The following is a 14,930-nucleotide window of genomic DNA, read 5'->3' as shown; positions in this document are numbered from 1 at the left end:
GAAGTCAAGTCAATCTGCCGCCGCTATTATTCTTCACCTGACCAATACCAAATAGTATCGCCCCATCTCGAGTCGCTGAAGCTCGGCATGATTTCGCCCTGTTCGAAATAGCGACGAGATTCTGCTTGTGCAGGTGTAAACCAATAGCCTGCTTTACTGCAAGGTTGCCCTGCATTTATACGAGCAATCTGGGCAGTGTCGGTCGGTTGGTAATTTCTCGCGTATTCGACCAAGTCTTTTGGATAAACCATATGATTAATTTTGCTGTCGTCGATACCGTACAGAAAAGCAATAGCACCAGCCTCCAGCGCCCAATATCCAAAGTAGCCTCCTTCATCCCCTTGTTTGTGAGAGTCGTGCCATGAGGCCTGCTCAAACGCGGGATACCAATCATTGCAATATTTTTGCAATAGTTTGGAAGCTTCTTCCTTGTCCTCCTCATAGGTGGCGTATACCAGAGGCGAGTAAACATCGTGATACCAGCGATCGACGTCGTATCGGTCAGGCAGCAGTTTGCAAAGCAAATCCTCATAGAGGGTGTCATCGCCTGCGTAACCTGCTGGATCTATTAAGGCAACGAATCGTTTTAGCAGGTCGGTGCGATGTAGAAGAATACACAGACTGAACACTTGAACGCATTCTTCGTACTGATCAGGCCAGTCATCAATCGTTAATGGTGTAATGTTCGGGATTTTTTCGTAATTCGCCAGCTTCTCCTGAAGAAGCTCGTAACTTTTTACAAGCTTTTCCAATAATGGGATCAGGACTACGATCTCATTGCCAGCGGTGTAGCGTATCAGTATTTCCTTGAGTATCAGCTTCTGAAAGTATCTGGCTCTGAGCGATTTTTCTTGCTCGTCAGAGTCCGCCTGAAACGTATTTTCTTTGAAGAATTCAATCGAATCTTTGTAGTTGATAAAAAAATTATCGAAGCGAGCTTCGCTTAAGAATTGTTGTCTTCTGCTCATGATCATTCCTCCTCCTTCAGGGAGCTCAATTTGCCGTATTTTTTGGTGAGTGACGCCTTCTTTTTATTGACGGCTTCTTTAACTTTGTTTTCTTTGTAGTGAATAGCCTCGTGCGCAGTATGAGTCTCCGGCCCCGTCATATTTTTTCGAGCTTTTGCGTGTTCGCGAGGACCATTGAGAACGCTGTAAAGAGGTGTGAAAAATAAATGCCGACTGAATGAACTAAGAACGTTCTTTGAAATTTTCTCACGTAGAGCTTTGTCTATGTTCTGGTGAATCCATTCGATACTCATTTGTACCAATACAACCTTGCCCGATTTTTCGGTAGGTTGAGCAGAGTCAATTTCTTTTTTTTGCTCTGTTTTTTCTATTGTTTTAGCTTTTTCTTTTGGTGCGTTATCATTGGTGGCTTTTTTTCTGTTACTGCTCGTCGATGCATTTTTAGTAGTCGTACTATTGTGTTTTTTTCCCGGTCGGGATTTTTTCGGCGCGGTTGTTTCTGCAGTCGTGTCTGATTGATCAACAGGTTCGAGTAACTCTTCAACTGCAATATCACCCGAAACACCCAGTTTGGAAACAATGCTGGGTTTACGAGGTTCTGGTTGTGGGCCTGAAGCCGCCGGTTTTTTTGAGTGCTTAGCTGCCTTATCCTCTTCTTCTTTTTTTCTGTATTGATCTTTTATAAATTTTGGAGTGTCTTCGTCTCTGCTTGCTTTAGCTTCGACAATCGCAAACTTTTTTGAATCATTCGTTGCAGGATCGGCGCGCCATACTGCGTCGATACCAGTACCGTTCGCCCCATCAGATAATTTATACAGGGCGTGCCATTCTTTTGGGTTGCCACCCATTGAAAGTTTGCCTAACGTATTTTCGTCAGGATTGCCACTAAGCCAACGTCCCTCTGCGCCTTTATCATGGCCATCCCAATGTTTACCCCAGCCTAGAGTTTCCGCGCAGTAATAGTCGGCGATATGCTCTCCACTGACGCCAAGTGCATCATTGGCAATATGGTAGACCTTGGTGGCTGCGTTCTGCTGGTCAATCTTGTTGGAATGTGTGCCGCTCGCGCCGTCCGCACCTTGACTCGCCACTGAAGCATCTTTGCCCGCGGGTTTCTTTGTTGTTGCCGGCTTGCTTGACGCCGCCATCGCAGAGCTGTTGCGTTGCATGCCTTTCCACTTGAGCAAGCGTCTTTCGACAATAGCGAGCATTTCCGGCATGTTGTCGCGAGACGTCGCCAAGACGGTAACGACCGCGGATTTTGCCCAATTAGGCAAACTCTGAAATGTCGACGAGCCTTTGACCGCGCTAATGATAGCGTCTAGCTCAGCACTCAATTTTGACGCATCGAAAACCTGCTTGAGCAGCTCCTCGGGACTGGTTTTGATTCCACACTCCTGAAGAACGAAGCGCAACAGATCGAACAAAACCGGTGCAAATCGCTGTGGGTCGCGGTTAACGATGCGCATGCTTTTCTTCAACCCATCGCCTGGGCCTGGTATCCAGCCTATCACTGCCATTAAAAGGTCAAATTTGGCGTCTTCCTTTCCGTCTGCGCTTTCTGCGTTATACAAAGTAATGGACGATTCGATAGTGTCATAGGCGTCGATGGCCTGGCCGAGGAAAGGCACGGCGCCCATGGCGATACCTTTGGCCAACTCGACAGCTGCTTCCTTATAAGCGGCCTTACGGTCTGTGTCGTCTGTGACCTCGGTATTTTGTGCTACTTCACTCATGCCAGCCTCCCTGCAGCTTGTTCAACCAAAGCCTGTAAATCGACCTCGTTCGGGTCATATCCTAATTTGAGCAAGTCTTCGTTGATCTTATCGTCGGAGCTTTCGACAACCTTGATTGATTCACGGTTGTACGGCCTTGGATCCTCGCCGTAATACACCTTGGCCGGTCCTTTCGGGACATCCTCCAAACGAGCAAAGCCGTCGTCGTCCAGCACGCCTTCACGGGTCGACCCGTCGGCAAAATCAACTCGATACGACGCGCCCTGCACAGGCTCAAGGTTGTCGTAATGCAGGTTCAATTCCAGCCAGGTCGGATCGGTCTTGGCTTCTTTCATCAGGCGACCGGCGATGTCGGCAGCAGCAAGTCCTGGAATAAGCGGGGCAAGGATGGCGATTCCGGTGCCGGAACCTGGCCCACCACCCGAGTTGACCTTCACCTCAGCCCCACTGATCGTCACACCCCCCGCATCAATCTTCACAAAACTCCCGCCAGCCTTGGCCGTGAGCTCCATGCCACCCTCAACCACTACCTTCTCGCCAGCGTTGTAATGAATCTCCTGACCGGCCTCGACAAACTGCGCGGTGCCCACCTTCACATGCTGGGTCACGCCCACGGTGAGGTGATCATCCGCCCGTGCTTCGGTCTTGCGGTCCAGATGGGTAATCCGGTGCTCTTCCACCTTGAACTCGCTGAACACGTTGGCTTCGACCGTGTCATGCCGTTCATTGCCGACGCGGATTTTCTGGTCGTGTTCGATGTTTTCATCCCAGTCGCGCTGGGCGTGCAGGTAGATCTGTTCCGCGCCTTTTTTGTCTTCGATGCGAAACTCGTTGTAGCCCTTGCCGCCCGGCGAGCTGAGGGTTTTGAAGGTGCTGCGGGTCTTGTTCGCCGGCAGGTCGTAGGGGACGACGTTTTCCTTGTGGTACAGGCAGCCGGTGATCAGCGGCTGGTCGGGGTCGCCTTCGAGGAAGGTGACGAGCACTTCCATGCCGACCCGTGGGATGGCGATGCCGCCGTAGGCGTTGCCGGCCCAGCCGCTGGCGACGCGTAGCCAGCAGCTGGTCTTGTCGTCGGCCTGGCCGTCGCGGTCCCAGTGGAATTGCACCTTGACCCTGCCGTATTCATCGCAGTGGATTTCTTCCCCCGGCGGGCCGGTGACGATGGCGGTCTGGCTGCCCAGCACTTGCGGTTTCGGGTGTTCCAGGGCCGGGCGGAAGTGCGCGTCCCACGGGGTGGCGAGGAAGCGGTTGCGGTAGCCCTGGTGGAAGTCGTCCTTGTTGTCGGTGACGTCGCTGGTGGTGTTCTCGCCGAGCACTTGCGGCTGTTTGCCCTCGTGGACGATTTCCAGCAGCAGCCACAGGTCGTTCCATTCGGCGCGCGGGTGTTCGCTGAGAGCCAGGAAGTGGCCGCTGACCAGGGTCGGCTCGTCGCCTTTGCCTTCGGCCAGTTGGTAGTCGCTGCGATGGCGCTCGAGGGCACGGGTTGCCAGTTGCTTGCCGCGCGCGCGGTCGGTGAAACGGCCGGGGTAGTCGTAGTCTTCGAGGTCCGGGGCGAACGCGCTTTTGGCCGCGCTTTCCGGCAGCAGCCGGGGTTTTTCGAAGTCGTAGTCGCGGCGGCTGACGCGGGTAGTGCGGGTTTCCAGGCGCAGGTTGAAGCGCTTGATCACCGGTTTTTCGGCGGCCATGCCGGAGTCCTGCTGGTAGCTCACCGGCGCCAGTTTGCGGAACACCGTCTGGTCATCGCCGAACACCAGTTTGTGGCCGCTGGCCGAGTGCTGGAAGTGGAAATGGATGCCTTCCTCTTCGCACAGGCGCTGGATGAAATGCAGGTCGGATTCGTCGTACTGCACGCAGTACACGCGCTCCGGGTAGATCGCGCCGAGCTGGAAGCTGTAGGCGTCGGCCAGAATGCCGCGGGCTTCGAGGACCTGGGCGATGATCTTCGGTACGCTGAGTTGCTGGAAAATCTGTTGGTCGTGGTTGTGGCGCAGGTAAGCCAGTTGCGGCACCAGGCTGATGCTGTAGCGGGTCAGGCTCTTGCCGGAATCGCCTTGCTCGATGCGGTACACCAGACCATGGATTTTGCCCTGGCCGGTGGCGCCGAAGGTCAGACAACCGGGCTTGTGCAGCAGCTCTTCGAGTTTCAGGTCGGGGCGGGTGCTGACCAGTTCGATGTCGAAACAGAACGGCTGGTTGAGGGCCTCGCGGCCGATGAAGCTGAGCACCTGAAGGTCGACGGAAACGCCTTCGAGGGTGAGGGAGATATGGATTGCGTTTGCGTCCAGCATGCCTTGAATTCCGTCCTTTGAAAAAGCAGGGGGCGGATGGTGCAGTATTAAATGGCCATGTTCAAGGCGAAAATGCCGTAGGTCAGGGGCCTGACGCTTGTAGGGCTTTCCCCTATAGCTGAGGTTTTGCACGATGAATACAGGCACTTTTCGAGGCAATTGACCGCTACGCCATATAAAAAAGAAGGCCCCACAGATGGGGCCTTCGTTTATGACTCAGCCAATAAATTCAAAGCGATTGCAGGGAAATGGTCGCGCTCTGAGAGTTTTGCTGGCTGTCAGCATCCATCCAGACCCACTGCGTACCGTCGCCTTGCAGATTATTGGAAATACTCTGAATCTGCGAGTAACTGATCTTGACGGCCCCAACTTCACTTGCAGTAGGCCCGATCGTGGTGACCTGGCCGGAGAGCAGGCCGTTCGACGTCTCATTGACGACGAACACGGTCGCTTGCGCCTCACGGAACTGGCAAGAGAGGAACTGTGTAATGGTGCTGGTGATCGTCAGGTTCATCCATTTCGATGGAGGGACCGCATAGTAGCGGGTGTACTTGTTGAACGGATGCTGCTCACCATCGGCCGGCAGCGGATAGTTGCTGAGCCCCGATGTGTTGGTCGGCATGCTGACACTTCCCAGCCAGATTTCGACCTGTGATTTACCGGCGTTGCTGGACAGTGAGACCGAAACGGTTTGAGTATCGGTGCCCGAGACAAAACCCAACGATGCCAGGCCTGCATTGGCCGTGGTGCCAGGTACCGTGATCGGTACGGGCGGCTGGCTGTTGCTCCAGTTCACGGAGACAGTCGAGTTGTTGTCATTTTGCGCGGAGTTGTAGATAAAGATCCCATACAACTGGCCTGGGCTAAGCGCGGTACAGGTGGCTGTATCACCTGCGGTGAGCGTAATGCGTTGTCCGCCGTTCCAGTTAATTTGGGCAGCTGAGATAGCGACACTTTCCATGTTGGAGTTCCTTTTCCTGTTGTGGTGGTATAAGGATTCGCACAGCAATTGTCCTTACCTGCGCCGTGCGTGGAAAAGATACTAGTTGAAGGCATGTAGCGGTCAAGTAACTAACTGGTTGTAGTTGGCTGCATATGATTATTTTTTGGAATAGTTGCAAGTATAAATCGCTATAAATTTTCTCAGGTGTAAAAAATATAAAGCTGTCAATGACCGCTTATCTTTTGCCCGGGTTTTATTTTTTAAATTGCAATAAGACTATATCTAAAAAATATAATGGGAGAAAAGATGTAGCGCTCAATGAAGAAAGATATGCAAGCTGTCTTTTATTCAAGTCCTGCGGCAGGCCCTGAAATCAGGACCTGCCATAGTAGAGGAGGTATGGGGTGTGTATTTCAGCTCAACTGCCGCCGATACGGCAAATCCGGCCCGGTCTTGCTGCAGGTCAACGCGGCGGCACTCACCGCAAACCTGAGCATCCCGTCAATCTGCTCACGGCTCAGCCGCTGCACACCCGCAACCGAATCCAGCTGCTGCTCGGTCAGCCAGGTAATCAGCGCCGCCTGGAAGGTATCGCCAGCCCCAACGGTGTCGGCAATCTTCACCGAACAGGCCGGCACCGACCATGTGCCATGAGCCCGGCTGAACACTGTCGCCCCCTGACCGCCACGGGTCAGGAACACCAACTGACAACGATGCTCCAGCCAGCCTTCGATCACGCGCTGCGGATCCTGCTCGGGATACAACAGGCTCAAATCTTCGTCGCTGACCTTGATCAGGTCGGCAAGCTCCACCAGGGTGGCGATCCGTGAACGCCACAACTCGATGTTCGGCTCGGGATTCAGGCGTACGTTCGGGTCGAGGCTGATCAGGCGTTTGCCACTTTCGCGCTGCACCAGCGCCAGCAAGGTATCGGCAACCGGTTGCACCACCAGCGAGAACGAGCCGATGTGCAAGCCGCGCACTTCAGGCCCCAGTTGCGGCAGATGCGCAAGGCTCAACTGCCGATCCGCGCAGCCTTCGCCGCGAAAGCTGTAGTGGGGCGAGCCATTGGCACCGACCGCGACCATCGCCAGCGTGGTCGGCGCGGCGAAGTCCACAAGGTAATCCGGGCGTACGCCTTCATCCTGCAGCACTTGCTGCAAGCGACGGCCGAGGTAGTCGGTCGACAGCCCGGCAAACAGTGCGGCATCCACGCCCAAGCGGCGCAAACCTACCGCGACGTTGAACGGCGAGCCGCCAGCAATTGCTTTGAAATTCACTTTGGACGCCAGGCCGCTGGCATCGTCTTCGCTGAAGAAATCGAATAGCGCTTCACCACACACCAGATACATAGTTGCTCGCTCTTTAAAGGGTTGCGACATGCTGTTGATAGCGTTCGTAGGCCTGCTGACAGGCCTGTACATTTTCTGCAATCGGCAGGGTTTCACTGGCCAGGTCGAGCTTCACGCAGCGCTCGCACAAGTCCGCCAGGCTGTCTTCGTGGCCGTTTGCCCAAGACTTGCACCACGCCGCCTGAATCGCTGCGCCAAGCGCCGCGGCCTCGCTCTGTTCGGTACAGATCACTGGCGTATTCATGATGTCGGCGACGATTTGCCGCCACACCGGGCTTTTGGAGCCGCCGCCGGTCAGGCAGATGCTGCGGCTTTGTAAGCCATTGTGGCGCAGCAGGTCCAGCCCGTAACGCAAACCGAAGGTGGTGCCTTCCACCACGGCGCGGCACAGATTGGCCCGGGTCAGGTTGGTCATGGTCAACCCCAGCAGGCTGCCGCTGGCATGGGGCAGGGCGGGAACGCGTTCGCCATTGAGGAACGGCAGCATGCACACGCCTTCAGCACCAATCGGCGCGTGTTCGACCAAGGCGTTGAACTGCTCGATATCCAGTTCGAACAACTCGCGAATCGCGCCGGTGGCATTGGTCAGGTTCATGGTGCAAATCAGCGGCAGCCAGCCGCCGCTGGAGGAACAGAACGTCGCCACCGAGGCGTCCGGACTGACGTGCGCTTGCTCGGCATAGGCGTAGACCGTCCCCGAAGAGCCGAGGCTCATGGTGATCGCGCCGGGCTTGATGTTGCCGGTGCCGATCGCGCCCATCATGTTGTCGCCACCGCCGCTGGAGACCAGGGCCTTGGGGTTGATGCCCAGATGCTCGGCGATGCCCGGCAGGATCGTACCGACCGGCTGGTGGGCATCGATCAGCTCCGGGAGCGCGGCTTGCAGGCGCCCGCTGGGGTCGATGTCGCGCAGCAGTTGCAAGTCCCACTGGCGCGTACGTACGTTGAAATAGCCGGTGCCCGACGCATCGCCGTACTCGCTGCAACTGCGGCCGGTAAGCCAATAGTTGAGGTAGTCATGGGGCAGCAGGATACGGGCGATGCGGGCGAAAATTTCCGGGTGTTGTTCTTTGGTCCAGAGCAGCTTGGACACGGTGTAGCCCGGCGCGATAACGATGCCGAGGCGCTCCAGGGAGCCTTTTTCACCGCCCAGATGAGCCAGTAGACGATCATTCTCCGGGGTGGATTCGGTATCGCACCAGAGCTTGGCCGGGCGCAGTACCTGGCCGTGATCGTCGAGCAGCACCAGACCATGCTGCTGGCCGGAAACGCCGATGCCGAGGATGGCCTGACCATCGACATCCGCGGCGAGCAACGCGCGACGGGTGGCCTGGGTAAAGGCTTCCAGCCACTGGGCAGTGTCTTGCTCGCGACGGCCATTGGGGCCGCTGATGAGGCTGTGGACAGCAGCGCCCTGACCGAGGACCTGACCGCTGTGTGCGTCGAGGATCACGGCTTTGGTGCCTTGGGTGCCGCAGTCGATGCCCAGGAATAGTTGTTGGTTTGCCATGGAAACACCCTACCGAAGATTGTTCCCACGTTCTGCGTGGGAATGCATCAATGGACGCTCTGCGTCCGCTTCTGGATGGGACGCGGAGCGTCCCGGGCTGCATTCCCACGCAGAGCGTGGGAATGATCAGACGGCCAGCACTCGTTCGAGCGTCTGCGTCACGCCAACCTCCCGCAAGCTGTTACAGCACCACTCGAACGCCGCGACGAACTCTGGCGAACGCGGAATCGCCGTGCCGAAAATCTCCTCAACCTCCAGCAGCCGCTGGGTGATCAATGCATCATCGGCCACCAGCGCCTGACAGAACGCCGCCCGCGGATCCGGAATTGCATAGGTCTGACCGTTCTCATCCACGCCTTTGAGGTACAGCGCCCAGGCCGCCACCACCAGCGCCGCACGTTTGGTCTCGCGGCCGTCGGCGATCAAGCGGTTGAGGGTCGGCACGGTGAATTTCGGAAACTTCGATGAGCCGTCCGAACACACCCGCTCCAGTTGATCGGCAATCGCCTGATTGGAGAAGCGCGCCACCAGGGTGTTTTTGTACTCGGTCAAATCGATGCCCGGCACCGGCGCCAGTTGCGGCGTCACGTCCAGGTCCATGTAGGCGCGCATGTAGCGCACGAACAGCGGGTCGTTCATGGTTTCGTGAACGAAGCGGTAACCCTTCAAAAAACCCAGATAAGTCAGGGCCAGGTGACTGCCGTTGAGCAGTTTGATCTTCATCTCTTCGTAAGGCGTGACGTCGTCGGTGAACTGCACGCCGACTTTTTCCCAGGCCGGGCGACCGTTGACGAATTTATCTTCCAGCACCCACTGCACAAACGGTTCGCAGACCACTGGCCAGGCGTCGTCAATGCTGTGTTTGTCGTGCAATTGCAGGCGATGCTGGATGCTGGTCATCGGCGTGATGCGGTCGACCATGGCGTTGGGGAAGCTGACGTTGCGCTCGATCCAGTCGCGCAGGTCGGCATCGCGCAGGGCGGCGAATGCGAGCAAGGCTTTGCGGGTCACCGCGCCGTTGTGCGGCAGGTTATCGCAGGACATCAGCGTGAACGCGGGCGTGCCGGCGGCACGCCGTTTGGCCAGCGCGGCGCAGAGGAAGCCGAACACGGTTTTCGGCGTGTTCGGATTGCTCAGGTCGTGCTGGATCTGTGGCAGATGCGCCATGAACTCGCCGTTGCTGTCGTCGATGCAGTAGCCGCCCTCGGTGATGGTCAGCGAGACGATGCGGATCTCGGGGCTGGCCAGTTTATCGATCAGCGCCTCGGCGCCGTCTTCGGCCAGCAGCATGTCGCGGATCGCGCCGATGACTCGCACTTCGGTGTCGTCGGTATCGCCGAGTTCAAACAAGGTGAACAGGTAATCCTGTTCTTTGAGATCGTCCCGGGCACGACGGTCTTCGGCGCGCAGGCCAACCCCGCAGATGGCCCAGTCCAGTGCTTCGCCGGTGTTCATCAAGGCGTCGGTGTAGTACGCCTGATGTGCGCGGTGGAAACCGCCGACGCCAATGTGCGCGATGCCCTGGCGGGTGTCGCTCAGGGTGTAGGCGGGCAGGGCCACCTCGGGGGCGAGGCAGTTGAGGTTGGATTTATTCAGTTTCATCGCATGTTCTCTGATATCAGGCTGCGGCGCGCAGTGGACGGGTCAGCGCCACGCCGTCGGCATCGAATAAATGGCAGTGTTCGGCGTCCAGGTGCAGGCTCAGGGTTTCGCCATAACGGCTGGCCAGATCGCCGCGAACGCGCATGGTCAACGCTTCGCCGGACGACGTCAGCACATGGCAGAAGGTGTCGCTGCCCAAACGTTCGCTGACATCGGCGGTGACTTGCAACGTGCAGTCGCCAGGTTGTGCCAGCTCCAGGTGTTCCGGGCGTATGCCCAGCGTCACCGCGCCGCCGACGCTCAGGTTGGCCGCGCTCAGCGGCAGAGTGATGCGGGTGCCGGCGTCCAGCAGCACTTCGCAGCCCCGGCTGTCGACACGGGTGACTTTGCCTTTGAGGAAGCCCATTTTCGGTGTGCCGAGAAAACCTGCGACAAACAGGTTGGCCGGCTGGTGATACAGGTCCAGTGGCGAACCGACCTGCTCGATCTTACCGCCATTGAGCACGACGACTTTGTCGGCCATGGTCATGGCTTCGACCTGATCGTGGGTCACGTAGATCATGGTGGCTTGCAGTTCTTTGTGCAGGCGCAACAGTTCCAGGCGCATTTGCACCCGCAGGGCGGCGTCGAGGTTGGACAGCGGTTCGTCGAACAGGAAAATTTTCGGGTTACGCACGATGGCCCGGCCGATCGCTACGCGCTGACGCTGACCGCCGGACAGCTGTTTCGGTTTACGTTCGAGCATCGGCCCGAGTTCCAGAATGCGCGCTGCTTCGCCGACCTTCTTCTCGACTTCGGCTTTCGCTACACCGGCCAGGTCGAGGGCGAACGACATGTTTTTACGCACGCTCATGTGCGGGTACAGGGCGTAGGTCTGGAACACCATCGCCAGGTCGCGCTTGGCCGGGCTGACTTCGGTGATGTCGCGGCCATCGAGCTCGATGGTGCCGCCGCTGACTTCTTCAAGGCCGGCGATCAGCCGCAGCAGGGTGGACTTGCCGCAACCCGACGGGCCGACGAACACCACGAATTCCTTGTCGTTCACTTCCAGGTCGATGCCTTTGATGATGGAAAAACCTTCGAAGCCTTTTTGCAGATTTTTGATTTTCAGGTTGGCCATGATGGCGCTCCTTTATGTTTATTCTTTGAGGGCTATTTCACGGCGCCAAACGACAGGCCGCGGACCAGCTGTTTCTGGCTGATCCAGCCGAAGATCAGGATCGGCGCGCAAGCCAGGGTCGACACCGCCGACAACTTGGCCCAGAACAAACCTTCGGGGCTTGAGTAAGAGGCGATCAGTGCGGTCAGTGGCGCGGCTTTGGACGAGGTCAGGTTCAGCGACCAGAACGCCTCGTTCCAGCACAGGATCAGCGACAGCAACACCGTGGAAGCCAAGCCACCCTTGGCGATCGGCAGCAGCACCCGGACCATTTCCTGCCACAGGGTGGCGCCGTCCAGGCGTGCGGCTTCGAGGATGTCCTTGGGGATGTCTTTGAAGTAGGTGTAAACCATCCAGACCACGATCGGCAGGTTGATCAGCGTGTAGATCACGATCAGCGCGATTCGCGTATCCAGCAGGCCAAAGCTCTTGGCCAACAAGTAGATCGGCATCAGCACGCCCACTGGCGGCAGCATCTTGGTGGAGAGCATCCACAGCAACGTGCCTTTGGTGCGCTGGGTTTCGTAGAACGCCATGGAATAGGCGGCCGGCACCGCGATCAGCAGGCACAATGCCGTGGCGCTAAAGGAAATCACCACCGAGTTCCAGGCGAAGCTGAAGTAATCGCTACGCTCGTTGATGTGCAGGTAGTTCGAAAGCGTCGGCGTGAAGATGAACTGCGGTGGCGTGGCGAAGGCGTCGATTTCGGTCTTGAAACTGGTCAGCACCATCCAGAAGATCGGGAAGAAAATCACGATCGCGATGGCCCAGGCCAGGGTGCCGAGCAGCAGGCTTTGCAGACGACGGGATTGTTGAAGAGTCATGGCGCGGGCCTCAGGCTTTGTCTGTCAGGTTTTTGCCGATCATGCGCACCAGCACAATGGCCGCGATGTTGGCAATCACCACCGCGATCAAGCCACCGGCGGAGGCCATGCCGACGTCGAACTGCACCAGCGCCTGGTTGTAGATCAGGTAGGCGAGGTTGGTCGAGGCGTAACCGGGGCCACCGTTGGTGGTGGTGAAGATTTCGGCGAACACCGACAGCAGGAAGATGGTTTCGATCATCACCACCACCGCAATCGGCCGGGCCAGGTGTGGCAAGGTCAGGTGCCAGAAAATCGCGATCGGGCCGGCACCGTCCAGGCGCGCGGCTTCCTTTTGTTCCTGGTCGAGGGACTGCATGGCAGTCATCAGGATCAGGATCGCGAAGGGCAACCATTGCCAGGACACAATGATGATGATCGACAGCAGCGGGTAGTGCGCCAGCCAGTCCACCGGCTGCGCGCCGAACAGCTTCCAGATGTAGGCGAGAATCCCCGAGACCGGGTGAAAGATCAGGTTCTTCCAGATCAGCGCACCGACGGTGGGCATGATGAAGAACGGCGAGATCAACATCACCCGCACGATGCCGCGACCGAGAAACTCACTGGCCTCCAGCAACGCGCTGATCAACACACCGAACACCACGCTGATCAGCAACACACTGCCCACCAGCAACAGGGTATTGGTGGCGCCGGGCAGGAAACCCGAATCGCTCAGGAAGTAGCTGAAGTTCTCCAGCCCCACGAATTCGTTTTCGCCAGGGTAGAGCAGGTTGTAGCGGATCATCGAAAAGTAAATGGTCATGCCCAACGGCACGATCATCCACAGCAGCAGCAACGCCACCGAGGGGCTGACCAGAAACCAGCCGGGGTTGGTCAACCGGCTTTTACGTACTGGTTGCGGGATGTCCATGTGAGCTTTGACAGTGGTTGAAGTATTCATGGCGATCAGAACCGATTGGGAACAGACAAATGAAGATCAACTGTAGGGGCGAGGCTTGTGTGGTGAGGGAGCTTGCTCCCGCTGGGTCGCGAAGCGGCCCCAAAAGCTTTGCGACTGCTGCGCAGTCGAACGGGAGCAAGCTCCCTCGCCACACAAGCCGACCCCTACATGGGGGCGCTGGTTATTTGGGATAACCGGCGCGCTTCATTTCACGTTCGGTGGTTGACTGGGCGGCGGTCAGGGCCTGGTCGACCGTGGTCTGGCCGATCAACGCGGCCGAGAACAGCTTGCCGACCTGGGTGCCCACGGCCTGGAATTCAGGAATGGTCACCAGCTGGATGCCAATGTAGGGCACGGGCTTGAGGGACGGTTGGCTCGGGTCCGCGGCTTTCAGCGATTCCAGCGTCACCTTGGCGAACGGCGCGGCATTCATGTAAGCCTCGGTGTAGGTCGAAGCGCGAGTGCCTGGTGGCACGTTGGCGATGCCGTCTTTTTCCGCGACCAGGGCTCCGTACTCCTTGGACGTGGCCCAGGCGCTGAAGGTTTTCGCCGCTTCCTTGGCCTTGGAACTGGTGGGGATGGCCAGTGCCCACGAATACAGCCAGGCCGAACCTTTGTCGGTGACCTGATGCGGTGCGTAAGTAAAGCCGACGTGGTCGCTGACTTTGCTCTGGGTTTTATCGGTGACGAACGAGCCGGCCACACTGGCATCGACCCAGATCGCGCACTTGCCGCTGTTGAACAGCGCCAGGTTCTCATTGAAACCGTTACTCGATGCGCCGGGCGGGCCGGACTTTTTCATGGTGTCGACGTAGAAATTCAGCGCATTTTTCCACTCAGCACCGGTGAATTCCGGCTGCCATTTCTCATCGAACCAGCGCGCGCCATAGGCGTTGGCGACAGTGGTGATCAGCGCCATGTTTTCGCCCCAGCCAGCCTTGCCGCGCAGGCAGATGCCGTACTGTTCTTTATCTTTATGGGTGAGTTTGCTGGCGAATTCGCCGATCTGTTCCCAGGTCGGGCGTTCCGGCATGGTCAGCCCGGCGTCCTTGAACAGGTCGGTGCGGTAATAGGTGATGGAGCTTTCAGCGTAGAACGGCAGGGCATAGAGCGAGCCCTTGACCGAAAGACCTTCACGCACCGAAGGGAAAACGTCGTCGAGGGCGTAGTTGGCCGGCAAGTCCTTCATCGGTTCCAGCCAACCCTTGGCACCCCAGAGTGCGGCTTCGTACATGCCGATGGTCAACACATCAAACTGCCCGCCCTGGGTCGCGATGTCGGTGGTCAGGCGTTGGCGCAGGACGTTTTCTTCAAGCACCACCCAATTGAGTTTGATGTCCGGATGCTCGGCTTCGAAGGTTTTCGAGAGCTTTTGCATGCGGATCATGTCGCTGTTGTTGACGGTGGCGATGGTCAGGGTCTGAGCGCCGAGGCTGACGCTGCTGAGGGTCATGCAGGTGAGGGCAAGCAGAGCTTTTACCGAAGGTTGCATCGTGCACTCCTTTTCTGCACCCGGGGGTTACAGAAGGACAGTTATTGTTTTTGTGTCTTCCTGCGGAGGGAAGAATGTGCAGCGATTACAGCCTTCAATTGACAGGCTGACAAATC

At 57.4% G+C, this 14,930-nt stretch carries 11 protein-coding genes; all 11 read right to left on the bottom strand.

All coding sequences use genetic code 11. The features are described from left to right. Window positions 1–26: 26 nt before the first annotated feature. The 11 genes from PGR6_RS15065 to PGR6_RS15015 all read right to left on the bottom strand — a co-directional run bounded on the left by PGR6_RS15065 (window position 27) and on the right by PGR6_RS15015 (window position 14,814). On the bottom strand, window positions 27–974 hold the full coding sequence (locus tag PGR6_RS15065) for a PoNe immunity protein domain-containing protein (RefSeq protein ID WP_064618069.1): 948 nt from the start codon (window positions 972–974) through the stop codon (window positions 27–29). Next, window positions 971–2,704, bottom strand: coding sequence for a hypothetical protein (locus PGR6_RS15060; RefSeq protein ID WP_064618067.1), 1,734 nt, complete (start codon window positions 2,702–2,704; stop codon window positions 971–973). Before PGR6_RS15060 ends, PGR6_RS15065 begins: the two co-directional genes overlap by 4 nt. Continuing rightward, a complete protein-coding gene (locus tag PGR6_RS15055; protein WP_064618065.1) occupies window positions 2,701–4,992 on the bottom strand; it encodes a type VI secretion system Vgr family protein in 2,292 nt (763 codons plus the stop codon). Before PGR6_RS15055 ends, PGR6_RS15060 begins: the two co-directional genes overlap by 4 nt. Before the next feature lie 229 nt (window positions 4,993–5,221). Next, window positions 5,222–5,953, bottom strand: a complete 732-nt coding sequence (locus PGR6_RS15050; RefSeq protein ID WP_018926045.1) for a hypothetical protein — start codon at window positions 5,951–5,953, stop codon at window positions 5,222–5,224. Window positions 5,954–6,348: 395 nt separating this feature from the next. Next, window positions 6,349–7,287 (bottom strand): carbohydrate kinase family protein, encoded by a 939-nt coding sequence (locus PGR6_RS15045; RefSeq protein ID WP_064618063.1) that lies wholly within the window; start codon window positions 7,285–7,287, stop codon window positions 6,349–6,351. Window positions 7,288–7,300: 13 nt separating this feature from the next. Continuing rightward, window positions 7,301–8,797: a xylulokinase gene (gene xylB / locus PGR6_RS15040; protein ID WP_064618060.1), complete on the bottom strand. Its 1,497-nt coding sequence runs from the start codon at window positions 8,795–8,797 to the stop codon at window positions 7,301–7,303. A gap of 126 nt (window positions 8,798–8,923) precedes the next feature. Continuing rightward, window positions 8,924–10,399 (bottom strand): mannitol dehydrogenase family protein, encoded by a 1,476-nt coding sequence (locus PGR6_RS15035; RefSeq protein ID WP_064618058.1) that lies wholly within the window; start codon window positions 10,397–10,399, stop codon window positions 8,924–8,926. Between the two features lie 16 nt (window positions 10,400–10,415). Continuing rightward, the gene (locus PGR6_RS15030) at window positions 10,416–11,519 is read right to left on the bottom strand and encodes an ABC transporter ATP-binding protein (RefSeq protein WP_064618056.1); all 1,104 of its coding nucleotides are present in this window, start codon (window positions 11,517–11,519) and stop codon (window positions 10,416–10,418) included. A gap of 32 nt (window positions 11,520–11,551) precedes the next feature. Beyond that, window positions 11,552–12,382: a carbohydrate ABC transporter permease gene (locus PGR6_RS15025; RefSeq protein WP_064618055.1), complete on the bottom strand. Its 831-nt coding sequence runs from the start codon at window positions 12,380–12,382 to the stop codon at window positions 11,552–11,554. A 10-nt stretch (window positions 12,383–12,392) separates the two neighbouring features. Continuing rightward, window positions 12,393–13,322 carry a carbohydrate ABC transporter permease gene (locus PGR6_RS15020; RefSeq protein WP_064618053.1) on the bottom strand — a complete coding sequence of 310 codons (930 nt, stop codon included), beginning with the start codon at window positions 13,320–13,322 and terminating at the stop codon, window positions 12,393–12,395. A gap of 181 nt (window positions 13,323–13,503) precedes the next feature. Next, window positions 13,504–14,814 (bottom strand): ABC transporter substrate-binding protein, encoded by a 1,311-nt coding sequence (locus PGR6_RS15015; protein ID WP_064618051.1) that lies wholly within the window; start codon window positions 14,812–14,814, stop codon window positions 13,504–13,506. Between the last annotated feature and the right edge of the window lie 116 nt (window positions 14,815–14,930).

It is taken from the genome of Pseudomonas sp. GR 6-02, assembly GCF_001655615.1.
Classification (GTDB): domain Bacteria; phylum Pseudomonadota; class Gammaproteobacteria; order Pseudomonadales; family Pseudomonadaceae; genus Aquipseudomonas.
This window is presented reverse-complemented; position numbering and strand designations above follow the sequence as displayed.

Bases quoted from the DNA above. Each gene is read 5' to 3' on its own strand.
- PGR6_RS15015 (WP_064618051.1), bottom strand. From the start codon at position 14,814: ATGCAACCTTCGGTAAAAGCTCTGCTTGCCCTCACCTGCATGACCCTC.
- PGR6_RS15020 (WP_064618053.1), bottom strand. From the start codon at position 13,322: ATGAATACTTCAACCACTGTCAAAGCTCACATGGACATCCCGCAACCA.
- PGR6_RS15045 (WP_064618063.1), bottom strand. From the start codon at position 7,287: ATGTATCTGGTGTGTGGTGAAGCGCTATTCGATTTCTTCAGCGAAGAC.
- PGR6_RS15030 (WP_064618056.1), bottom strand. From the start codon at position 11,519: ATGGCCAACCTGAAAATCAAAAATCTGCAAAAAGGCTTCGAAGGTTTT.
- PGR6_RS15065 (WP_064618069.1), bottom strand. From the start codon at position 974: ATGATCATGAGCAGAAGACAACAATTCTTAAGCGAAGCTCGCTTCGAT.
- xylB (WP_064618060.1), bottom strand. From the start codon at position 8,797: ATGGCAAACCAACAACTATTCCTGGGCATCGACTGCGGCACCCAAGGC.
- PGR6_RS15055 (WP_064618065.1), bottom strand. From the start codon at position 4,992: ATGCTGGACGCAAACGCAATCCATATCTCCCTCACCCTCGAAGGCGTT.
- PGR6_RS15025 (WP_064618055.1), bottom strand. From the start codon at position 12,382: ATGACTCTTCAACAATCCCGTCGTCTGCAAAGCCTGCTGCTCGGCACC.
- PGR6_RS15050 (WP_018926045.1), bottom strand. From the start codon at position 5,953: ATGGAAAGTGTCGCTATCTCAGCTGCCCAAATTAACTGGAACGGCGGA.
- PGR6_RS15060 (WP_064618067.1), bottom strand. From the start codon at position 2,704: ATGAGTGAAGTAGCACAAAATACCGAGGTCACAGACGACACAGACCGT.
- PGR6_RS15035 (WP_064618058.1), bottom strand. From the start codon at position 10,399: ATGAAACTGAATAAATCCAACCTCAACTGCCTCGCCCCCGAGGTGGCC.